14 protein-coding genes are annotated in these 23191 nt (G+C 69.4%); 6 read left to right on the top strand and 8 right to left on the bottom strand.

What is annotated here, in order from left to right; genetic code table 11:
• The first annotated feature begins 130 nt into the window (after positions 1–130).
• The 3 genes from RX333_RS13780 to RX333_RS13770 are packed head-to-tail and all read left to right on the top strand — an operon-like array spanning position 131 to position 12992.
• Positions 131–10993 (top strand): hypothetical protein, encoded by a 10863-nt coding sequence (locus RX333_RS13780; RefSeq protein WP_316015528.1) that lies wholly within the window; start codon positions 131–133, stop codon positions 10991–10993.
• Positions 10994–10998: 5 nt separating this feature from the next.
• On the top strand, positions 10999–12513 hold the full coding sequence (locus RX333_RS13775; RefSeq protein ID WP_316015527.1) for a ShlB/FhaC/HecB family hemolysin secretion/activation protein: 1515 nt from the start codon (positions 10999–11001) through the stop codon (positions 12511–12513).
• Positions 12510–12992 carry an invasion associated locus B family protein gene (locus RX333_RS13770; RefSeq protein ID WP_316015526.1) on the top strand — a complete coding sequence of 161 codons (483 nt, stop codon included), beginning with the start codon at positions 12510–12512 and terminating at the stop codon, positions 12990–12992. Before RX333_RS13775 ends, RX333_RS13770 begins: the two co-directional genes overlap by 4 nt.
• A 2-nt stretch (positions 12993–12994) precedes the next feature.
• On the opposite strand, the gene RX333_RS13765 is transcribed toward RX333_RS13770, so the two are convergent.
• The 7 genes from RX333_RS13765 to RX333_RS13735 all read right to left on the bottom strand — a co-directional run bounded on the left by RX333_RS13765 (position 12995) and on the right by RX333_RS13735 (position 20254).
• Positions 12995–14122, bottom strand: coding sequence for an iron-containing alcohol dehydrogenase (locus RX333_RS13765; RefSeq protein WP_316015525.1), 1128 nt, complete (start codon positions 14120–14122; stop codon positions 12995–12997).
• Between the two features lie 105 nt (positions 14123–14227).
• Positions 14228–15943: an ABC transporter substrate-binding protein gene (locus RX333_RS13760; protein ID WP_316015524.1), complete on the bottom strand. Its 1716-nt coding sequence runs from the start codon at positions 15941–15943 to the stop codon at positions 14228–14230.
• A gap of 64 nt (positions 15944–16007) precedes the next feature.
• Entirely contained in the window at positions 16008–16280 is a 273-nt protein-coding gene (locus RX333_RS13755; protein WP_316015523.1) for a DUF2160 domain-containing protein, read from the bottom strand.
• A gap of 15 nt (positions 16281–16295) precedes the next feature.
• Positions 16296–17201, bottom strand: a complete 906-nt coding sequence (locus RX333_RS13750) for a carbohydrate ABC transporter permease (RefSeq protein WP_410056084.1) — start codon at positions 17199–17201, stop codon at positions 16296–16298.
• Complete coding sequence (locus RX333_RS13745) at positions 17201–18073, bottom strand: sugar ABC transporter permease (protein WP_316015522.1); 873 nt, start codon at positions 18071–18073, stop codon at positions 17201–17203. The genes RX333_RS13750 and RX333_RS13745 overlap by 1 nt, the downstream gene beginning before the upstream one ends.
• Positions 18073–19164 carry an ABC transporter ATP-binding protein gene (locus tag RX333_RS13740; protein ID WP_316015521.1) on the bottom strand — a complete coding sequence of 364 codons (1092 nt, stop codon included), beginning with the start codon at positions 19162–19164 and terminating at the stop codon, positions 18073–18075. Before RX333_RS13740 ends, RX333_RS13745 begins: the two co-directional genes overlap by 1 nt.
• 1 nt (position 19165) lies before the next feature.
• Positions 19166–20254, bottom strand: coding sequence for an ABC transporter ATP-binding protein (locus tag RX333_RS13735; protein WP_316015520.1), 1089 nt, complete (start codon positions 20252–20254; stop codon positions 19166–19168).
• Positions 20255–20617: 363 nt separating this feature from the next.
• Between RX333_RS13735 and RX333_RS13730 the strand changes: the two genes are divergently transcribed.
• The 3 genes from RX333_RS13730 to RX333_RS13720 all read left to right on the top strand — a co-directional run bounded on the left by RX333_RS13730 (position 20618) and on the right by RX333_RS13720 (position 22697).
• Positions 20618–21379 carry a DeoR/GlpR family DNA-binding transcription regulator gene (locus RX333_RS13730; RefSeq protein ID WP_316015519.1) on the top strand — a complete coding sequence of 254 codons (762 nt, stop codon included), beginning with the start codon at positions 20618–20620 and terminating at the stop codon, positions 21377–21379.
• Positions 21380–21576: 197 nt separating this feature from the next.
• On the top strand, positions 21577–21948 hold the full coding sequence (locus RX333_RS13725; protein WP_316015518.1) for a methylglyoxal synthase: 372 nt from the start codon (positions 21577–21579) through the stop codon (positions 21946–21948).
• Entirely contained in the window at positions 21948–22697 is a 750-nt protein-coding gene (locus RX333_RS13720) for a hydroxypyruvate isomerase family protein (protein WP_316015517.1), read from the top strand. The genes RX333_RS13725 and RX333_RS13720 overlap by 1 nt, the downstream gene beginning before the upstream one ends.
• On the opposite strand, the gene RX333_RS13715 is transcribed toward RX333_RS13720, so the two are convergent.
• A complete protein-coding gene (locus RX333_RS13715; protein WP_316015516.1) occupies positions 22694–23170 on the bottom strand; it encodes an Lrp/AsnC family transcriptional regulator in 477 nt (158 codons plus the stop codon). The two genes, RX333_RS13720 and RX333_RS13715, sit on opposite strands and share 4 nt — an antisense overlap.
• Positions 23171–23191: the final 21 nt, after the last annotated feature.

Below are 23191 nucleotides of genomic sequence, written 5' to 3'. Positions count from 1 at the left end.
CACTGCGGGCGCGGCCGGCGGAGCGGCGGGCGTCGGCGCGACCCTCGCGCTCGCGCGCCAGAATTCCGACACCACCGCCACGATCGAAGGCAGCACCCTGACCGCACAGGGTGACATCACGATCCGTGCCGTGCAGGCCGAGGATGCCGATGTCGAGGGCAGCGCCCGCCCCCGCGTCACCGCGATCAGCCTGCCGCTGGGCATCGGCGGCAGCGCCGGGGTCTCCGCGGGCGTGGGCATCGCGCTCAAGTCCGGCACGACCGAGGCGCTGGTCGAGGACAGCACCCTCAGCGCGCAGGACGATGTCGCCGTGCGCGCCCGCTCGGACGCGGATATCGATGCGATCGGCATCGGCGTCGCCGCAGGCGGGGCTGCGGGCGTCACCGGATCGCTCAGCGTCATTCGGCGCGACGACCTCACCCGCGCACGCATCGCCGACGGCACCGTGACCGCGCGCGACAGCGTGGCGGTGGAATCGCTCGTGCAGACCGGGGTCGGGGCCTCGGGCGGAGAGATGATCGACGCGGGCACGCTCGGCGTCGACTTCGGGGGCGCGGGCGTCAACATCGCGGCGGGCGGCGCGGCAGGTGTCGGCATCACCGTTGCCGTGCCTGTCCTGCGCAACACGGTCGAGGCGAGCATCGGCGGCGGGGCCTCCGTCACCGGGCGCGGCTACGCGCCGCTGTCGGGCGGCGATATCGGCACCGATATCCGGCTGCGCACCTCGCAAGGCACGCAAGCCGACGCCGCGGCGGACGCGGCGGGCGACATCACGCGCGCGCAGCGGCGCGGCGTGCTCGTCAGCGCCGACAGCGCCATCTCCCACGCGGCCACCGCCGTCACCGTCGGCGTCGGCGCCAAGGCCGGGATCGCCGGTCAGGTCGGCGTGGTCAGCGTCGAGGATACCGTCCTGGCCCGCATCGGCGACGCGAGCGGCGACCGCACCACCGTCACCACCGAGAGCAGTTCCGCCGACATCGTCCTGCAGGCCGCGGGTTCGCTCGCGCTGCGCACCAGTGCGATCGCGGGCGGGGCGGGCCTTGCCGCGGGCGTGGGCGGCAGCTCCACCACCATCCTGACCGCGCGCGACGTGACGGCGGAGGCGATCCGCGCCGATCTCGACTCCAACGACGATATCGAGATGGCCGCTCTCGCGGCGGATCGCGTCACCACCAGCGATTTCGCGGGCGGCATCGCCAAGTTCGCGGGCATCGGCGGCGCCGTCACCGTCGTTTCGGGCGAGACGCAGGTGCGCGCGCGCCTCGACCGCGCGGCGCTCGACGCGCGCGACGACGTGACGATCCGCTCTCTGCTCGACCGCGACATGCGCCTCGCCACGCGCAGCGTTGGTGGCGGCATCGCGGCCGTCGCGGGCTCCGTCCTCGTCTTCGACGCTACCGACACGGCGGAGATCGAGCTGGTCGACGGCACCGCCACGGATCACGTCACGGTCGCGGGCGATGCGGTCAGGCTGCAGTCCGGGCTCGGCCTCGCCGCCGATCTCGACGCGTCCTCCTTCGGCGGCGGCATCGTCGCGGTGCAAGGGACCGTGCTGACCGGCTTCGCCGACACGACCTCGCGCGTCGAGGTCGGCCGCAACGCCCGCATCGGCACCGCGCAGGACCGCACGGGCAGCGTCGACATCGATGCGACGCAGACCATCGGCCCGCGCCAGGGCGAGGACACGATGCTGGAGACGGGGGCGATCTCCGTCAGCATCGCGGCGCTCGGCGGGACCGTCTCCGTGCTGTCCTCCAACGCGATCACCGAAGCGATCGTCGATGCGGATGCCGAACTGCACGCCACCGGCAGCATCGCCATCGACAGTCTGACCGAGCGCGACCTCGACACCTCCGCACACAGCCTGCAGGTGGGCTTCGGCGGGGCGTTCCAGGGCATCGTCGCGCAGACCATCGTCGGCGCGCCCGCCCAAGGCTCCGACGCGGCGACGCTCTCCTCCGCAGGGCAATCGCTCGCCCAAGACGACGTGCTGGTACAGGACAACGAAGGCAGCGACCAGTCCATCCTCGCCGACGGGCAAAGCGGCACGGCGGAGGCGCAGCAGGTCGCCGCACGCCGCAACTCCGTGGGAGCGAAGCTCGCAGCCGTCGACAGTTCCGTGTCGCAGTCCCGCGCCGACCGCACCGTCACCCGGATCGGCAGCGCCGCGCGCATCGCCGCGGGCGGCGCGCTGACCGTGGCCGCGACCGACCGGACGGACGCCTCCGCCAGCGCGGGTGGTCTGGGCATCTCGGGCGGTATCTCCGCCACCGCAGGCCAGGCCGCCGTCACGCTCGACAACGGCATCACGACCGAGATCGGGGCGAATGCCGTCCTCACTTCCGGCGGCACGGCGACGATCGGGGCCTATAACGGTACGGCCAGCGACCTCTCCACCATCCGTGCCGAAGGGTTCGCCGGCGCGTTCTCCGCCACCGTCTCCGCCGCCCTCGCGGCGAGCGACCTGACCCTGCGCGGCGACACGCTGCTGCGGATCCATGACGACGCCTCCATCTCCGCCGCCACCCTGCGGGCCGAGGCCGAAAGCCACATCGCCGCGACCACGGCGGCGGACGGCATCAGCGGTTCGCTTCTGGGCGCAGCCTCGGGCCTGTCCGCGACCCTCACCGATCGCGGGCGCACCCGCATCCTGCTCGGCGCCGCCGACCTGACGGCTGGAACGCTGCGCCTCGATGCGCTCAGCACCGGAACGCGCAGCGCGACGGTGGAGGCCTTCGGCATCGCGCTCGGCGCTGCCGGGGCGCTGTTGGCGGCCGAGGTCGACGACCGCGCGACCGTCACCGTCGATCTCGATGGCACGCACGTCACGGCCGACGACGCCGACCTGAGCGCCGAGGCTCGGGCCTCCGCCATCTCGCGGGCCGAGGGCCTGACGGTTGCCGGTCTCGCCGCCGGTGGGATCGCGGACGCGGAGACGGATGTCGCCCGGACCGTGCGCGTCGACAGCGATGGCGCGACCCGGTTCGATGGTGGCTCGGTCGAGCTCTCCGCCACCCAGAAGGGAAGCCTTCAGGCGATCGGCCAGTCCGGCCTGGGCGCGATCGGCGCGGCGGTCTCCGGCTCCAATGCCGCGACCACGCGCGGCGGCACCGTCACCGCGACGCTGGGCGGAACCCTCGCTCTCGACGGCGGCGTGACCGTGCGGACCTTCCAGAACGGGCTGACCCGCGCTACCGCCGACAGCACCGCCATCGGTCTGCTGGGATCGGGCGGGGCCGCGGATGCGGATGTCGCGGCGGACGTCACCTCCACCGCGACGCTCGACGCCACCGGCTACGCCGCCTCCGCTCTAATCGGCGCGATCACGGCAGAGGATCTGCGCGTCGAGGCCGAGGGCGACAGCGGCGGGCTCGGCACCGTCGGTCGCACCACGGCGAACCTCGCCACCAGCTCCAACTCCCGCGCCATCGTCGGCAGTGGCATTGGCCTGCTGGAGCTCGGCCGCCTCGACGCGCTGGGCGACCACCAGGCGCTCTACACGGCCAAGGCCGATACCAGCGTCATCGGAGCGGTCGGGCGGGCCTCCGCCATCGCCGATGCCAACCTGTCCACCGACAGCGGCGTGCGCATTGCCGACAATGCCCGGATCGAAGCGGGCGACATCGCGCTGCGGGCCGAGACCGACCTGATGCGCCGCAGCGGCGACGGTACCACCGTCATCGGCGGCTCGGGCGGGGGCTTCGGCACCACCGGCGTGCGCGCGACCACCGATATCGATCTCGACGGCTCCGTGCGGATCGGCACCGGCGCACGCCTCTCGCAGACCGGCCCGGTCGGCGGGGTGGCGATCGACGTCGCCTCCCGTGCGCAAGGTTCCGGCAACGCCACCGTCTCCACAGTCGAGGCGGCGAGCCTGCCCACCGCCAACACGCGGACCACGATCACCAACGACGCGGCCTTCGCGCTCGGCCCGAACGCGCGCATCGACGCGGCGGGCGACGTGGACGTGACCGCGGGCACCACCGGCTGGTCGCTGGCGGATGCCAGCGCGCATACCGTCGCCGCGGGGTCGCGCATCACGACGACCGCGGATGCCGATTACGACGCGAACGACACCATCCTGATCGACACGGGCGCCGTGCTCGCCGGAGATGGAGAGGTCGCGATGACGACTGGCATGGGCGCCTTCGGTACCCGCTCCGCCGCCGCGACCGCGCGGGCGGGCTACCGCTCCGACAGCTTTGTGCCGCTCGACCGCGCGCCGGTCTCGGACGCGCGCTCCGACCTCGTCTCCACCATCACCGCCCGCGGCGCGGTCGAGGCGGGCGGCACCGTGCGCCTGCGCACCGAACGGGGCAACGCGAACATCAACGCGACCGCCATCGGCAAGAACCTGTGGCGCGAGACGGCGGAAGGCATCATCAACTATGTCGGCGACATCGTCGGCGCGGACGATGTCGACCTCGACATCATCGGCACGCAGAACCGCACGCTGACCGAGGATACCGGCGTCACCGTCGCCGCGGGCGGTGCGATCCGCTCCGGCCTCGCGGCCAGCATCGACATCCACGTCAACTCCAACGGCCAGCTGACCGACGGGCTGAACGGCCCGGTCATCACCGACACGGACGGCCTGCCGGTGCGCATCAGCGAGGTCAGCGTCGACGCACTGCGCGTCCTCACGCTGATCCCGCTCTACCGCCAGCGCGCGGCCTATGCGGCCGAGGGCAACGAGAACGCCGTCAGCCTGATCGACATCCAGATCGCCGAGGTGCAGGCGCAGCTCGACGTTCTGGAGCAGGATCTCGGCGGCGCGGACGTGCGCCTCGTCATCCTCGACGATCTCGACATCGAGGGCTCGGATATCGAGATCGACGGCGGCTACCTGACCGGGCAGGGCATCCTCGCGCCCAGCACGGATGCGGGCGTCCGGCTCGATGTGAACGACGCGACGGCGGCCGTCTACCTGCGCGACATTTCCATCCCCGACCGGCCCGGTTCGGTCCGCCTGAACGGCGTGGCGGTGCGCACGAATGCGGGCGTCGGCGACGTCAACCGCTTCGATGCGAACGAAGCGCGCGCCCGCATCACCACCTCCGGTCTTACCTCCTTCTCCACCGCCACGACCGGCCATTTCGCGCCCGGCCTGGTGTTCGAGAACCCCGGCGCCAATTCCGGCGGCATCGACGTGGACGCGATCGGCTCGATCTTCGCCTTCGGGGATCTGACGAACCGCTCGGGCAGCGTCTCGCTCAACTCCACCACCGGCAACATCCTGCTGCAGGGCAACCTCGTCGCGGCGACGGCACAGATCACGGCAACCCAGGGCAATGTCGTGGTCGGCTTCGTCGACGGGTTGCGCAACGCGGGCGGCGATCCCGCCGCCGCCGCGATGGCGGATCTGGAGCGGATCGAGCGCAATGGCTCCCAAGCGCTCGTCGCCCTCATCACGTCCGAGGATCTGACGCAGGAGGCGACCGGCATCCAGGCCAACAACGTCTCGATCTACGGCGAATGGGTCAACGTCAACGCCCGTATCGAGGCCGGTCTGCCCGAGGCGACGGTTTCCATCGGCACCCGCACCGACAGCATCATCTCGCAAAGTATCGCGCCGCAGATGGGCGGCACGGGCCGCGTGCTGGTGTTCGACCCGCTCGATCCGCTGCAGGCGGATGTGGACATCACCGGCAACCTGCCCGTCTGGTACAATGCCGAGACCGGCGCGCTGGAGATCGACCGCGCCGTCGCGACCGGCGGCCAGGTCCGCATCGCGGGTGAGATCATGTCGACCGGCGGCGGCGAGATCGCGGTGCTCGACGGCTATTCGCGCATCGACATCCAGTCCGAGAGCTACCGCACGCTGCAACTGGGCGCGCTCGACACCGGCGGAACGGACGGCGTGGCGGGTCGGGTGGAGTTCATCGACACCCGCTTCGTGGTCGATCCGACCGCGACCGACGCGCTCGACCGGTTCCGCGTGACGACCTACGAGGGCACGGACGGGACCAACCCCTTCGGCTACCGCGACATCCTTGTGACCGAGAACGGCCAGCAGACCCGGATCGACAACCGGTTCGGCCAGGCGGAGGTCAGCTACCAGATCGACGCCATCAACGGTCGCGTGCCCTACATCCTCTACGACGTGCTGACCAACCGTCAGCCTCAGAACACGACCGATATCAACGAGCGCGAGGTACAGGACGCCCGTGTCGTCGACCGCGTGGCGGGCGCGCTCTACACCTATTCCAACCAGTCCGAGGCGAGCTTCGGCTTCATGGGCCAGCGCCACTCCCACGGGTTCCGCGCGGATGCGCCGATCGCCATCGAGCTGATGGGCGCGCGCACGGGCGAGATCTCGATCGACCACCGCGGTGCGGTGCGGCTGACGGACCGCGTCACCAATGTCGGCGGCGAGGTCAGCATCGCCAACCAGTTCGGCGGCATTCTCGGCACCACCGCCGATGCGCTCGTGCACGGCTACAACATCTCGCTGATGGCCGGGGCCGGCGGCGACATCGCCGGGCAGTCCGGCACCGCGCTTCAGGTCAATCACGACAACACCTTCACCGGCGGCGGCGCGCTGCATCTGTTCGACGCGCAGACCACGTCCGGAGACGTGCGGATCGAGGCCCGTTCCAGCGGCCTCGACATCGGGCAGGTGCGCGGCGACGCGGTCGAACTGCGCGCGCTGGGTAATATCACCAACGGCTACGGCTTCGACGGTCAGGAGGCGGACGTCATCTCTTCCTCCGGCCTCGTGCTCGTCAGCCGCGACGGGCGCATCGGGCGCATCGCGACCTATGGCCAGCAGAACGACGACCTGCATATCGAGACGGGCACCGGCCTGCTCAACGCCACCGCGCAAGGCGATATCGGTCTGACCCATGCCCGCTTCGGCGATCCCGACCAGATCGTGCTGAACCTCGACCGGGTCGAGAGCCGCACCGGCAATGTCAGCCTGCAGACCTCGGGCCGCATGGTCGACGCGAACGACAATGACGTGCTCGACGTCCTGGCCGAGGAAGCCGCGCTCAAGGCGTTCTGGCAGCAAGTCGGCCTGATCGACGAGAACGGCAACACCAATGCCGACCGCGTCGCGATGGAGATCGAGGCGGAAAAGGCGCGGCAGCGCAACGCGCTCGCCTTCTACCGCGACGTCTCGGGCGCGCAGGGCGTGGCCTACGATGCCGATTTCGACGGCGCGCTGTCGGCGGCGGAGCAGCAGGCGCTCACCGCGCAGGGCTTCACCGCCGAGATGATCGCGGCCGAGCGCGACCGGCGCGCCGAACTCTACCATGACGGCCGCGCCATCGCGCTCGCCAATCCCGGCGCGACCGCGCAGACGCTGGTTCCCACGATCAGCGCCACCCGTCTGGCCGAGATCGAGGAGAATTTCGGCCTCGACTTCGCCCGCGATCTCGACATCGGCCTGCGCCGCGACCTCGTCGTCGCCGCCAGCGATACCGAGCTGGAAATCGAGGAGGCCAACGTCGCCGCCGCCGGTTACGTGCGCCTCTACGCCCAGAATATCGGCGAGGACAGCGTACTGGGCACCGTCATCACCGATGACAGCTCCTCGGGCACCGGCACGGGCATCATCTGGGATCTGCGGGGCGGTGCCGACATCCCGCGCGAGCTTCTGGTCGCGCTGGCCACGGCGGAGCGCGACGACATCGTCCGCCTCGGCCATCCGATCAACAAGATCCGCATCCTGGGGCAGGAGGACGTGGACGTCTCCGCGGGCACCTCGCAGAGCGGCGGCGGCGTCGTCGCGTGGGCGGGCCGCGCCGACGATCCCGAGGACACGCTGGCCTTCATCGGATCGGAGGGCGACATCCTGGTCGACTCGATCCGCGCGACCGACAGGGCGCGGGTCAAGGCGGGCGGCGCGATCCTCAGCCGCCTGAACCAGAACGGCACCGTCTCGACCGCCACCCACGTCTCGGGGGAGCGCGTGGTGCTGGAGGCCGCGGGCGGCGCCATCGGCGACAACGTTCAGCAGATCAACCTCGCCGGCCCCGTGGGCGCGACGATCACGCTCGATGCGCGCGCGACCGAGTCCGTCCATATCGGGCGGCAGGCTCAGGGCGACATCGCCATCGCCTCCCTGCGCGCCGACAATGGCGTGGCGCGGATCGTCGCGAATGGCGGCAGCCTCGTCGCCGCGACCAATGCGGGCGACGGCACGCTGCGCGCGGCCAGCGTCGACCTGACGGCGACGGACGATATCGGCGGGGGGCTGCGCATCGCGGCCACCGACACCACTGCGCCCACCCGGATCGAGGCGGGCGGCGCCATCGACCTGGTGATCGAGGGCGACATGACCGCACGCTCGATCCGCGGCGGCGACGACATCTACCTCAACATCGAGAACGGCGATCTGACACTCGACGGCCAGCGCAGCATCTTCAGCGGCTTCCAGACCGCGCCGGTGATCTTCACGCCGGGCGACCTGACGCTGCGGGCGGATGACGGCGCGATCCTCGACGGGGGCAGCGACATTCCCACCGCGGGCGGCGACGTGCTGCAGGATATCGAGGCCGACCAGCTCAACGTCTTCACGCAGGGCTTCGGCACCAGCACCAACGCCATCGAGACGCTGGTCACGGATGTCTGGGGCTCCGCCTCCGGCACCGGGGCGTGGCTCGCCAACCGGGGCGACCTGACGGTCAGCGGCTTCAGCGCCGACGGCCTGTCGGACGGTCGCATCTCCGCCGACGGGCACGACCTGACCATCGACGTCATGACGCAGACGCGCGGGCGCAACCTCGCCTATTCGGCCTACAACATCTTCGTGGATCGCTATTTCGACGCCAACGGGTCGAGCTACGGGCATCTGGGCAATCTCGAACTCGACGCCAGCAACCAGCTGCTCCTGCGCCAGCAGCGCCGCGCGGACGGCTCGCTGATCCCGTGGGGCACGGACGTTTCCGCGCTGGGCGACCTGACCCTCTCGGCCTATGACGTGACGGTCGAGAACGCGGACGCGCCGCTGAACCTGACCGCACGCTATGACGGGCTGTTCCGCGCGACCGGCACGCTCGACGTGACGGCGGGCAACAGCCTCGACGTGCGCCAGCTGCGCGGGCGCGACGTGATCGTGACCGGCGGCGGCGTCTTCGTGCAGGGGCAGTACGGTCCGCAAGAGATCGCGGTCGACATCGATGCGGGCCGCATCGTCGGCTCCCGCGACGTGACGATCACCGCAAGCGGCAATATCGACGTGCCGCTGGTTCTCGCGGGCCGCGACGCGGCGCTGAACGCGCGCGACCTGCTCGACGTGGGCGAGGTCCGCGCCGACAGCGTCGACCTGCGCGGCATCGGCTTCGCAGGCAATCGGCTCGATGTGACGGCAGAGGCGCTGAGCGGCTACTTCACCTCCACCGCGCCGGGCCAGACCATCCGGCTCGAAGGTCCCGCGACCGAGATCCGCGGCTTCGACTGGGGCTCCGTCTGGGACACGCTGACCATCGACGCGCTCGGCACCGACGTCACCTTCGCGGATGGCATCAACGGCCCCGTCAGCACCGGCGGGCTGGATCTGACGGCGCAGAGCGTCACCGTTACCGGCACGCTCGAAGGGTCGAACATCGCCATCACCTCGCTCAACGACATCGACGTCACGGCGACCGGGGCGATCCTGGGCTGGGACGTGGACCTGTCGGCGGGCGAGCGGCTGTTGCCCGACTTCCCGACCGCGCGCCTCGCGGATATCGAGATTGCCGATGGCGGGCGGATCGTCGCGCGCGGCGACCATTCCGTCACGCTGCGGGCTACGAACGCGATCCGCGCCAGCGGCATCGTCTCCGAACGCACCAGCGGCGGCGACGCGATCGTCCTGCAGGCCGAGGTGCTGCGCGCAGGCGGTGCGGCCAACGCGCATCTGACCGCCAATGGTGCGGGTGCCGTGACCCGCATCGATGTCGGATCGAGCGAGATCAAGCAGAACGCGCCCCTGCGCACCGCCGTCAACCGGCTCGACATGCAGGTGAACCGAGGCACCATCGCGATCCGCGAAGCCGACACGATCCGCCTGGGCACGCTCGCGACCAGCATGGGCGATATCGATCTGGTGGCCGGTGGCGACATCTCGCTTGAAAGCGACGGCACCGGCGCGTCGGTCGTGCGCACCGATACCGACCGCCACGTCATCCTGACCGCGCTCGGCAGTCTGTGGACCGACACCAATGGCGGGCCCGTGACCGTCGAGGCGGGCGAGGTGCACCTGCGCGCACTCGGCGGCTCGATCGGCACGGACGCGCAGAATTTCGACCTCACCGTGGGCGGCGCGCCGCGTGGCACGGTCCTGTCCATCGCGGCCGACCGGCATGTGGTCGCCAATCTCGACGGCCGGATCGCAGCCATGCCGCTCCTGATGTCGCGCAGCGGTGTCGTCCGGGTCAGCAGCCCGAACGTGCAGGTCGGCCAGTTCGGCTCCTCCGGGCGCGACGACCTGAACGGGCCGGACATCTCGAACGCCCAGACGCGCGGGCGGGTCTCCCTGCTGCCCGTCGCCGGGCCGGTGGTCGAACCTGCCATCTACCCGATCTGGTCGCTCGACGTGGCGGGCGAGGTGGACGACAACGGCGAGCCGATCTTCGACGAGAGTGGCCTCGATCTGACCTTCGTGGACTACACCCCGCCCTCGGGCGGCGGCAATGGCGACGATGACGGCGGCGACGGCGAAGGCGGCGAAGGCGGCGGCGATGAGGGCGGCGACGGCGAGAACGGTGGCGGCGGCACCCCGCTGAGCCCGGAGCAGCGCGACCGCATCGACCAATTCCTGTCCCAGCTCAGTCGCGACGGCGGCGGCAATGCCCAGATCAACCCCAACGGGCCGATGGTCTTCTTCAAGGAAAGCCCCGCGCAACGGCGCGAGCGGCTGGAAGAGCAGCGGCGGATCGCCGAAGATGGCCCCGAAGACGAGACCGAGGAGCGGTCCGACGAGGAAAAGACGGCGAACGGGGACGAAGATGACGGCAACCGCAACACCGATATCCGGGTCCTCTTCGACATGAGCGCCTGGAGGTGACGCCGATGCGCCTGACGAGCCTCGCCCTGGCCCTTGCCGCCGGGCCCGCCGCCGCGTTCTGCCCGCCCGCGGGCAGCGCGCCGGTCCTGACCGAGATCGAGGTGAGCGAGGGGTCAGGCTACCTCGACGACGCCACCCTCGCCGCCATCGTCGCCGAGGCGGTCGGCAGCTGCACGGCGGACGTGGCGGGCCTGACCGCGGTGGCCGAGCGGATAAACGCCGCCTACGACGCGGCGGGCGCCCGTCTCGCCTTCGCCCGGCCCGTCGAGCTCGACGGCACGCGCGGGCGCGTCGAATTGGTCGAGATCACCTATGGCGAGATCATCGTCGCGCCCACCGAGGATACCGATCCGGCCTATGTGCTGCGCCGCGCGCAGGCGCAGGCGGGCGACCTCGCGGATCTCGACGCGCTGCAATCCACCCTCGCCGTCCTGCCCGAAACCGACGACATCCGCATCGTGGCCGAGCTGGAGCCGGGTGCGGTCGAAGGCACCTCCAACCTCATCCTCACCGTCGAAGAGCCGGAGCGCTGGCAGCGCGCGGCCACGCTCAGCAACAGCGGCGCGCCCGATGTGGGCGAATGGCGGTTGGGCGTCGCCGCCACGCGGTCGAGCCTGACCGGCCTGCGCGATCCGCTCAGCTTCGGCGCCTCGGTGGGCGAGGGCGCGCTGGCGCTCGACGCGGGCTATTCCCGGCCCGTGGGGCGCGACGGCGCGCGCATCGGCACGGCCCTGTCGCTCGCGCGCAACCGCTTCGTCAACGCCGCCCCGCCGGTGGACGATCTGGAAAACCGCGTCGCGACGCTGGGGTTCAGCTACTCATACCCGCTGACCGCAGGCGACGCGGGCAACGACATCCTCGACGCGGGCCTCACCCTGACCCGCGAACGCAGCGAGCTTCTGGGCGTAGACATCACCGATCAGGATCTTGCCGAGATCACCCTTGGCTCCAACCATGTCCGCCGCGATCCGGGCCGCTCGATCACCGCGCTCAGCCAGCGCGTCGGCCTCGCCCGGCTGGAGGATGGCCTGGCGGATGACGACACCATCCTGCGCTGGTCGGGCACCGCGCTGCACGCGCGCCTGCTCTCCGAGGACTGGACCCTGACCGGCCAGCTCGACTGGCAGCTGTCGAGCACCGCGGTCGCGGCCGCGCAGGTCTTCTCCGCCACCGGCCCTGCCGCCGTGCGCGGCTACCCGACCAGCGAGGGCGGCTCTGACGCGGGCTACGTCGTTCGCGTCGAATTGGCCCGCGGCTTCGGCGACGGGGAAGGGACCGATTTCGGCGGCTTCCTCTTCGCCGATGCCGGGCGCGGCTGGGACCGCGTCGCGGGCACCGGAAGCGTGGCCAAGGATCCGCTCTACTCCGCCGGGATCGGCGCCACCGCCTCGATACCGTTCGGCGCGGGTGACACCCGCCTCAACCTGCGCCTGACCGCCGCAGTGCCGCTCGCCGACACCGCCACCTTCGACGACGAGGGCGAGGTCGATCTGCTCTTCGACGCGAGCCTGTCGTTTTGAGGGCGCTCGCCTGCCTGCTCGCCGCGCTGGCGACCCCGAGCGTGGCCGAGGAGGTTTCCCGCCACCGCGACTGGTCGCTCGACTGCCGCGCGACCGGGGTGGATCAAACCTCCTGCGTGCTCGCCCAACGCCTGATCTCCCCGGATACCGAGGCGGAGATCGCCCAGATCGTCCTGCGCGCGCGCGAGGACGGCACCGCACTGGTCCTGCGCGTGCCGACGGGCGTGGACCTGACCCGCCGTCCGGCTTTCGAGGTCGATGACGGCACCGCGCAGGCCCTGACCTGGACGGCCTGCGACGCGAACCACTGTCTTGCGGCCACCGCGCTGGATGCGGAGCGGTCGCAGGCCCTGCGTGACGGCGTCACCGCGACCTTTGGCTACCAGCCGCTTTCGGCCGAGGCGCCGCTGCTCTTCGATGTCTCGCTTCTGGGCATCAGCGCCGGGTGGGACGCGCTGCTGGAGCAGAGCGCGGACTAGGATCAGCCTGCGCGGCGCAGCACGTCCTGCAATTCCGCATCCTCCAGCACCACCGGATTTGCCTGCGTCGAGGAAGCCCCCGCCGTCTGCCGCGCCATCTGCACGTGATCCTCCGGCGTGACGCCCAGATCCGCCAGCGTCGGCAGGCCGTTGCGGTCCACGAAACCCTGCAACGCGGCGATGCCATCCCCGGCCCCGAACGCCTCGCCCAGCCAGCCCCGCACCTGCTCGATGCGTGCCGTCTCCTTACCGCGCCGCGCCAGCGCCTCGCCGTTCACCGCCAGCCCCGCCGCGAGCAAGCGCCCGCAGATCGCGCCATGCGCTCCACCCCGCGCGCCCAGAACCGAGGCGAAGCCATGCACCACCCCCAGCCCCGAATTGGCCAGCGCCAGCCCGCTCAGATGGCTCGCCCGCGCCATCGCGTCGCGCGCATCCGCAGCCTCGCCGTCCATCAGTCGGATCAGCGCGGCCAGCGCCTCCGGGATCGCGCCTGCGCAAATCGCTTGCGTCACCGGGGTCTCGCGCGCGCTGATATAGCTCTCGATCAACTGCGTCACGGCGTCGAGTCCCGAGGACAGCGTCAGCCCTTTGGGCGACCCATCCGTCAGTGCCGGGTCCACCAGCGCGAGCCGCGGCACCAGCCGCACGTCGCGCAGGCTGATCTTGGCCTGCCGCTCCGGCACGCCGATCACTGCGTTGCGCGTGACCTCCGCCCCGGTCCCCGCCGTGGTCGGGATCGCCACGAAGGGCAGGGGGTCGGCCAGCGGCACGGCCTGCCCGTCGAGCCAGACGTGATCCGCGATGTCAAAGCCACCCGGCGCGACGCCCGCGATCGCCTTGCCGAGGTCGATCACCGCCCCGCCGCCGACCGCGACCACGACGTCGCACCCCGCCTCCCGCGCCACCGCGACCCCCGCGCGCACCGCGTCGAGGTCCGGCTCGCCCGTCGCCACGACCCGCACGAGTTCGCCGTCGATCTGCCGCTCCAGCGCTTCGACCCACTCGACCGAGCGTCCGCGCACCATCAGCACCCGCCGCCCCAGCCCGGCGATCCGCTCCGCTGCCACGTCGCGCGCGCCGCGCCCGAACAGGGTCGCCTCGGGGGCGGTGAAGCCGAATTCCGTCACCATCGTCTCTCTCCTTGCGGCATGAAAAAACGGCCGGGGCCGCAGGGGCTCCGGCCGTTTCGATAGGTCAGGGCAGGGGCCGCGCGAACGGCCCCCACCGCGTCCGGCTTACTGCCAGGACTGGATCAGCTCGTCATAGGAGACGGTCATCGGTTCCTCGTCCTCGTTCTCCAGCTGCGCCTTGGGCGAGCCGGGCTGCTCCAGCCAGTAGGAGGGATCCTGCTCCTCGTTCATCACCGGTCCGAGCTCGCCCTGAACGCCGGCACGCTCCAGACGCTCCAGCACCCGCTCCTGCTGTTCGCAGAGGTTGTCGAGCGCTTCCTGCGCCGACAGCGCGCCCGAGGAGGCATCGCCGATGTTCTGCCACCACAGCTGCGCGAGCTTGGGGTAGTCGGGCACGTTGGTGCCGGTCGGCGACCACTGCGTCCGCGCGGGCGACCGGTAGAACTCGACCAGGCCGCCCAGCTCGTCCGCACGCTCGGTGAAGCTCTCGTGGTTGATGGTCGACTCGCGGATGAAGGTCAGGCCCGCATGGGACTTCTCCACGTCCACGGTCATCGAGGTGACGAACTGGGCATAGAGCCACGCCGCCTGCGCCCGGTCCACGGGCGTCGATTCCATCAGGGTCCAGGAACCGGCATCCTGATAGCCGACCTTCATGCCCTCTTCCCAGTAGACGCCGTGCGGGCTGGGGGCCATCCGCCATAGCGGCATTCCGTCCTCGTCGAGTACGGCCGCCGCCCCGTCACCCACCATGTCGGCGGTGAAGGCGGTGTACCAGAACATCTGCTGCGCCACGTTGCCCTGCGCCGGGATCGGTCCAGCCTCCGAGAAGGTCATGCCGGCCGCCGCGGGCGGGGCGTAGTTGGTCAGCCAGTCCACGTAGCTCTCGATCGCGTAGACCGCCGCGGGGGAGTTCGTGGCCCCGCCCCGCGCCATGCACGAGCCGACGGGCTGCGAGTTCTCGTTGACCCGGATGCCCCACTCGTCGACCGGCAGGCCGTTGGGCTCGCCCACGTCGCCCATCCCGGCCATCGACATCCACGCATCGGTGAAGCGCCAGCCGAGCGAGGGGTCCTTCTTGCCGTAATCCATGTGGCCGTAGATATCGCCCTCGATGCCCATGTGGCTGAGGTCGCGGCCGGTGAAGAACGCGGCGATGTCGGCATAGGCCGACCAGTTCACCGGAACGCCCAGCTCATAGCCGTATTCCTCCTGGAAATCGGCCATGTTCTTCTCGTCGGTGAACATGTCGTAGCGGAACCAGTAGAGGTTCGCGAACTGCTGGTCGGGCAGCTGGTAGAGCACCCCGTCCGGCCCGGTGGTGAAGTCGAGTCCGATGAAGTCGTCGAGATTGAGGCCGGGGTTCGTCACGGACGCGCCCTCACCCTCCATCCACTCGGTCAGGTTGCGCGCCTGGCCATAGCGCCAGTGCGTCCCGATCAGGTCGGAGTCGTTGACATAGGCGTCATAGATGTTCTCGCCCGACTGCATCTGCGTCTGCAGCTTCTCGACCACGTCGCCTTCGCCGATCAGGTCGTGTGTGACCTCGATCCCGGTGATCGCGGTGAAGGCGGGGGCGAGCACATTCGCCTCGTATTCATGCGTCGTGATGGTCTCGGACACGACGGTGATCGACATGCCCTGGAAGGGCTCCGCCGCATCGACGAACCACTGCATCTCCGCTTCCTGCTCCTCGCGCGTGAGGGCGGAGCGTTCGATGGTCTCGTCGAGGAAGGCGATCGCCGCCTCCATGTCGGCGAATGCGGGCACGGTCGTCAGACCCAGCGCGATCGCCGTGGTTGTTGTCAGTAGACGGTTCATGGTTTTCCTCCCCGTTGTGAACCTTGATATTGGCCGGCGGCAGGTCGTGCCCCCGGCGATTTCGCTACACCCAGCGGAACACCGCGAGGGCATAGACGGCACAGACCGCCAGCGCCCAGGGCTGGGATCCGAACTCGAAGCCGAGCCAGGCCAGGTTGATGAAGGCCGAACCCAGAAGCGTGATGAAGAGACGGTCGCCCCGCGTCGTCTCGATGCCCAGCACACCGGCGCGCGGCGTCTCGGGAAACCGGATCGCGAGCACGGTGAACAGCACCAGCAGCGCGGCGATGACGGCGAAGAAGATCGCGGTCGGTGTGGTCCATGCCATCCAGGCCATGTTGGAACCCCTCCCTTACACGCGGCCCAGGGCAAAGCCCTTGGCGATGTAGTTGCGCACGAAATAGATGACGAGCGCTCCCGGCACGATGGTCAGCACCCCTGCCGCGGCCAGCACGCCCCAGTCGAGGCCCGAGGCCGAGACCGTCCGCGTCATGGTCGCCGCGATCGGCTTCGCGTCCACGCTGGTCAGCGTGCGCGACAGCAGCAGCTCCACCCACGAGAACATGAAGCAGAAGAACGCTGCCACCCCGATGCCCGAGGAGATCAGCGGCATGAAGATCCGCACGAAGAAGCGCGGGAACGAATAGCCGTCGATATAGGCCGTCTCGTCGATTTCCTTCGGGACCCCGCGCATGAAGCCTTCGAGGATCCAGACCGCCAGCGGCACGTTGAACAGGCAATGCGCCAGCGCCACCGCGATATGCGTGTCGAATAGGCCCACCGAGGAATAGAGCTGGAAGAAGGGCAGCGCGAACACCGCGGGCGGCGCCATCCGGTTGGTCAGCAGCCAGAAGAACAGATGCTTGTCGCCCATGAACGTGTATCGCGAGAATGCGTAGGCCGCGGGCAGGGCGACGGTCAGGCTGATGATGGTGTTGAGCACCACGTAGATCAGCGAGTTCACGTAGCCCATGTACCAGCTCGGATCGGTCAGGATCTTGGTGTAGTTGGCGAAGGTCAGGTCCCGCGGGAACAGCGAGAAGGTCGACAGGATCTCCGCATTCGTCTTCAGGCTCATGTTCACGAGCCAGTAGATCGGCAGCATCAGGAAGATCAGGTAAAGCGCCATGACGACGGCGGAGCCGTTGGGCCGGAACCGTCGGCGCACGCGCGCCTGCGGGCGGCTCTCGACGACGCTGCCGGGGATACTTGCCGCACCGGGTGCGGCGGTGTCGGCGGATGCGGCCGCGTCGCTCATCACCGGCCCTCCCTTTTGTCGAGGTTGGTCATCACCGTGTAGAACACCCACGAGATCAGCATGATGACGAGGAAATACATCAGCGAGAATGCCGCCGCGGGGCCGAGGTCGAACTGCCCCAGCGCCATCTTCACGAGGTCGATGGACAGGAAGGTCGTGGCATTGCCCGGCCCCCCGCCGGTCACGACGAACGGCTCGGTATAGATCATGAAGCTGTCCATGAAACGCAGCAGGATCGCGATCATCAGCACGCCCGCCATCTTCGGCAGCTCGATATAGCGGAACACCTTCCAGCGCGACGCCTGGTCGATCTTGGCCGCCTGGTAATAGGCATCGGGGATGGATTGCAGCCCGGCATAGGCCAGCAGCGCAACCAGCGAGGTCCAGTGCCACACGTCCATCACGATGACCGTCGCCCAGGCGGCGAAGAAGTCCTGCGTGTAGTTGTAGTCGATGCCCAGCGCGTCGAGCGTGTAGCCCAGCAGGCCGATATCGACCCGTCCGAAGATCTGCCAGATCGTGCCGACCACGTTCCACGGGATCAGCAGCGGCAGCGACATCACCACGAGGCAGAAGGACGCCCAGAACCCCTTCTTGGGCATGTTGAGCGCCACGAAGATGCCCAGCGGGATCTCGATGGCGAGGATGATGCCCGAGAAGACGAGCTGTCGACCCAGCGCGTTCCACATCCGGTCGCTGCCCAGCATCTCCTCGAACCATTCGAGGCCCGCCCAGAAAAACTGGTTGTTCCCGAACGTGTCCTGCACCGAGTAGTTCACGACCGTCATCAGCGGAATGACCGCGGAAAAGGCCACCAGCACCAGCACCGGCAGGACGAGGAACCAGGCCTTCTGGTTGACTGTCTTGTTCATCACGCGGCCTCCCGGCGCCCGGCCGGCGTCACGCGCCAGTCGTTCTCGTAGACGTTGATGCCCTCGGGCGCGAAGGTGATCCGGTCGACGCCCGCGGGTACCGCCTGATCCTCGCGCAGGATGGCGTTGACGGGCGTCTCCCCGACCTTCAGCCGCGCGATGCGGTGGCGGCCCACATCCTCGACACGCTCCAGGGTGGCGGGCAGGCCCGGCCCGCCCTGCGACAGCCGCACGAATTCGGGCCGCACGCCGACCTGCACCCGCCCCGTCCCGGTTTCGTAAGCGGTGCCGAGCTCCACCTCAGTCCCCGCGATCCGCGCCGTGCTCCCCGATATCTCGGCATCGAACAGGTTCATCCCCGGCGATCCGATGAAATACCCCACGAAGGTATGGCCCGGCCGCTCGAACAGCTCCTGCGGCGTGCCGATCTGCACCACGCGCCCATCGTGCATGACGACCACCTTGTCCGCGAAGGTCAGCGCCTCGGTCTGGTCATGGGTCACGTAGATCATCGTGTGCCCGAAATCCTGATGCAGCTTCTTGAGCTGCGTGCGCAGCTCCCATTTCATGTGCGGGTCGATCACGGTCAGCGGCTCGTCGAACAAGAGCGCGTTGACATCTTCGCGCACCATCCCGCGGCCGAGGCTGATCTTCTGCTTGGCATCCGCCGTCAGCCCCCGCGCCTTGCGGTCGAGCTGCGCTTCCATGTCGATCATCGCGCCGACCTTCTGCACCCGCCGCTTGATCTCGCCTGCATCCATCCCGCGGTTCTTGAGCGGAAAGGCCAGGTTCTCGCGCACGGTCATCGTGTCGTAGACCACGGGGAACTGGAACACCTGCGCGATATTGCGCTCCGCCGTGGGCGCATGGGTCACGTCCACATCGTCGAACAGGATGCGCCCCTGGCTCGGATGCAACAGGCCGGAGATGATGTTGAGCAGCGTGGACTTCCCGCAGCCCGACGCGCCGAGAAGCGCATAGGCCTCCCCGTCCACCCAGTCGTGGTTCAGCTCCTTCAACGCATAGTCGTCGGGCGAGGACGGGTTGGGCAGGTAGGAATGCGCCAAGTTGTCGAGCGTGATCTTGGCCATGTCAGGCGGCCTCCGCATAGGGTGCCGCGGACATCAGCGCGCCGTCCTCGGCGAAGATGTAGACGTGCGCGGGGTCGAGATGGATGGTCAGCGGCTCGCCCGGCTTCAGGCTGCGCACGCCGTGGACCAGCCCCACCCAGCGCTCGCCGTGATGGTCGAGATGGATGAAGGTCTCCGACCCCGTGATCTCCGTCACGGCAAGCGTCGTCTCGAACCGCATCGCGCCCGCGCCGGGGCTTTCCATCATCACGTGGTTGGGCCGAAACCCCGCCACGTAGTCTCCGTCGGCCAGCCCCGCCGCGCCCGAGGGCACCGGCGCGCTCTGCCCGTCGCCGAAGGCGAGGCGGTCGCCCTCCTTTCGGACCTTCAGGAAATTCATCGGCGGGTCGGAGAAGACCCGCGCCGTCACCGTGTCGCCGGGGCGACGATAGACGCTCGGCGTCGGCCCGAACTGCGTGACCCGGCCCTCCCACAGCGTCGCGGTATTGCCGCCCAGCAGGAGCGCCTCCTCCGGCTCGGTCGTGGCGTAGACGAAGATCGCGCCCGATTTCTCGAAGATGCGCGGGATTTCCGCCCGCAACTCCTCGCGTAGCTTGTAGTCGAGATTGGCCAGCGGCTCGTCCAGCAGCACCAGCCCCGCGTTCTTGACCAGCGCGCGGGCCAGCGCGCAGCGCTGCTGTTGCCCGCCCGACAGCTCCAGCGGCTTTCGATCCAGCATCGGCGTGAGCTGCATCAGCGCCGCCGTCTCGCGCACGCGGGCGTCGATCTCGGCCTTGTCCACGCCCATCAGCTTCATGGGAGAGGCGATGTTGTCGTAGACGCTCATCGAGGGGTAGTTGATGAATTGCTGGTAGACCATCGCGACCTTGCGGTCCTGCACGCGCATGCCCGTCACGTCGTCGCCGTTCCAGATCACCCGGCCTTTGGTGGGCACGTCGAGCCCCGCCATCAACCGCATCAGCGAGGTCTTGCCCGCCGAGGTCGGCCCGAGCAGCACGTTCATCGTGCCCTTTTCGAGCACCAGATCCGTCTCGTGGATATGCGTCTGTCCGTCCACGGACTTCGACACGCCCCTGAGCTCCAGCGTCATCGCGTTTCCTCTTCCACGTCGCCCGCGCGCCGGTGGCCGTCCGGTGTGGGAAGGGCGCGCGAAGACACGGACCCCGTTCGGCCCGTCGGCATCGCGACTCCTCCCCGTGCGGACGGCGCGTTCTTCGCCGCGCTCGTTCGCCTCATCTATGACGGGACGTCACGCGATACGCAAGCCGTTCCTGTTCGTTTATGTTCGATATTCCCTTGTAAGGCGAAGCCGTTTTCTTCGCCGGGAATGCGGCCCTCAGGGCATACCTGAACCAAAATCATTGCATTCGTGGCGCGCTCCGGTCAGTCTCCGGAAATCCAAGGCGATTTGAATCGCCCGAAACGAACAGAAACGAACATCGGGTCGACTCTCTTGTCGCAGACCTTCCGCCATCCCGAGATCCTCGAGATCGCCCGCCGCGACGGGCGGGTGACCGTCGAGGGGTTGGCCGACCATTTCGGCGTCACCCACCAGACCATCCGCCGCGACCTCACCGATCTGGCCGAGGGCGGGCGGCTCGAACGGGTGCATGGCGGCGCCGTCCTGCCCTCGGGCACCACCAATATCGGCTACGAGGAACGCCGCGCCCTCAATCAGGAGGCCAAGCGCGCCATCGCGCAGGCCTGCGCGCGCGAGATTCCGGACGGCATCTCCCTCTTCCTCAACATCGGCACCTCGACCGAAGCGGTGGCCGAGGCGCTGCTCAGGCACGAGAACCTGATGGTCGTGACCAACAACATGAATGTCGCCACCATCCTGTCGGCCAATCCCGACTGCCAGATCGTCGTGACCGGCGGGGCGCTGCGACGCGCGGATGGCGGGCTGGTCGGCGCGCTGGCGGCGGAGACGATCCGCCAGTTCAAGTTCGACCTCGCCGTGATCGGCTGCTCCGCGCTCGACGCCGATGGCGACCTGCTCGACTTCGACATACAGGAGGTCAGCGTCAGCCAGGCCATCCTGACCCATGCGCGCAAGACCTTCCTGGTCTCCGACCACACCAAGTTCGCGCGCAGCGCGCCCGCGCGCATCGCCTCTCTCTCGGCCATCGACACCTTCTTCACCGACCGCGCGCTGCCGCCTGGCCTGGCCGAGGCGTGCCGCAGCTGGGGCACCCGTGTCGAGATCGCGGAGTGATACCGCGTTAACCCTTCCTTAACCAATCGGGCGGCCTTACCCGCGGGGAAATCGCAAACCCGCGCGCCTGGCCGACCCGCGCGATCCGCCCTCCGTTTCCCCGCGGGGAAATGGTCAGCGCTCTTGCCCTATCCGCGCCGACTGGCGCACGCCGCTCCACGCCCTAGTTTCCCCGCGGGGAAACGAAGGGGCCGCCCGTGGACAGCATCGAAACGCTCGCGCTCGTCGCGCATGACGGCATGAAGGACCGGCTGGTCGACTGGGCCGGTCGTCACCGAGAGGCGCTGTCGCGCCGCACGCTCTACGCCACCGGCACCACAGGCGGGCGGCTGGTCGACGGGCTGGGGCTGGAGGTCACGCGCCTGCGCAGCGGCCCGCTCGGCGGCGACGCGCAGCTCGGCGCCATGATCGCCGAAGGCCGGCTCGACGGGCTGGTCTTCTTCATCGATCCTCTCTCCGCCCTGCCGCACGACGTCGATGTGAAGTCTCTGCTGCGCCTCGCCACGCTCTACGACACCGCCCTCGCGATCAACGAGCGCACGGCCAACGCCCTGCTGGCCGCGGGCTGATGCGCGTCTCGGCCAGCCTGCCGATGCTGTTCCCCGACCTCGCCCCGCCCGCCGCGGTCCACGCGGCCAAGGCGGCGGGCTTCGACGCGGTGGAGCTGCACTGGCCCTACCAGACCGACGCGGGCGAGGTCGCCGACGCGCTCGACGCGACCGGCCTGCCGCTGCTGTCGATCAACACGGCACGTGGGGATGACGGCGATTTCGGCCTCTCCGCCCTGCCGGATCGCGGGGCCGAGGCCCGCCGTGCCATCGACGCGGCCATCGGCTATGCCCGCCGCACGCGTGCGCGCTTCGTGCACGTCATGGCCGGGAAGGCCGAGGGGTCGCAGGCCGAGGCGACGTTTCGCGACGCGCTTCTCTACGCCTGCGAGGGGGCGCAGGCGCACGGCCTCACGACCCTGATCGAGCCGATCAACGGCCACGATGTCCCCGGCTATTTCCTGCAAGACATCGACCACGCCGCGCGCATCGTGGACGAGCTTGCCTGCGACGGCCTACGGCTGATGTTCGACTGCTACCACGTCGCGCGCATGGGCGGCGACGTGATGTCCGCGCTGAAGGCCCACCTGCCGCGCATTGCCCATATCCAGATCGCGGGCGTCCCCGACCGGGCCGAGCCCGACCACGGTACGCTCGACTACCGCCCCATCCTCGACTGGCTGGATGCGCAGGGCTGGGAGGGCTATGTCGGCGCCGAGTACCGCCCCGGCATGCCCGGCGATTTCGACTGGATGACGCGCCTGCGCTAGAACGCCTCGTCCTTGATCGATTCCATCGACACATGGGTCGAGGTCGAGGCGACATGCGGAAGGGACGAGATCTTCTCCCCCAGCACCTCGCGATAGGAATGGATGTCGCGCGTGCGGACCTTCAGCAGGTAGTCGAAGGCCCCCGCGATCAGGTGGCACTGTTCCACCTCGGACAAAACGCGGACGGCGCGCCGGAACTCGGCCAGCGCCGCCTCGCGCGTATCACTCATCTTCACCTCGACGAAGGCGATATGCTCCAGCCCCATCTTGCGCGGGTCGAGCCGAGCGTGAAACCCCTGGATGAACCCGTCCGCCTGCAGCCGCTTCATGCGGACCTGGCAGGGGCTCTTGGACAGACCGACCTCCTTGGACAGCTCCGTGACGGGGATCCGCCCGTCGCGCGACAGCACGTCGAGGATCTTGCGGTCGAACATGTCCAATTGACTGGCATCGGCAGTAATATCGGGTCTCATCACGGCGTTTCCTCGAAAACT

Origin of the sequence: Roseobacter sp. HKCCA0434 (genome assembly GCF_032464675.1) — a bacterium.
Classification (GTDB): domain Bacteria; phylum Pseudomonadota; class Alphaproteobacteria; order Rhodobacterales; family Rhodobacteraceae; genus Pontivivens.
This window is presented reverse-complemented; position numbering and strand designations above follow the sequence as displayed.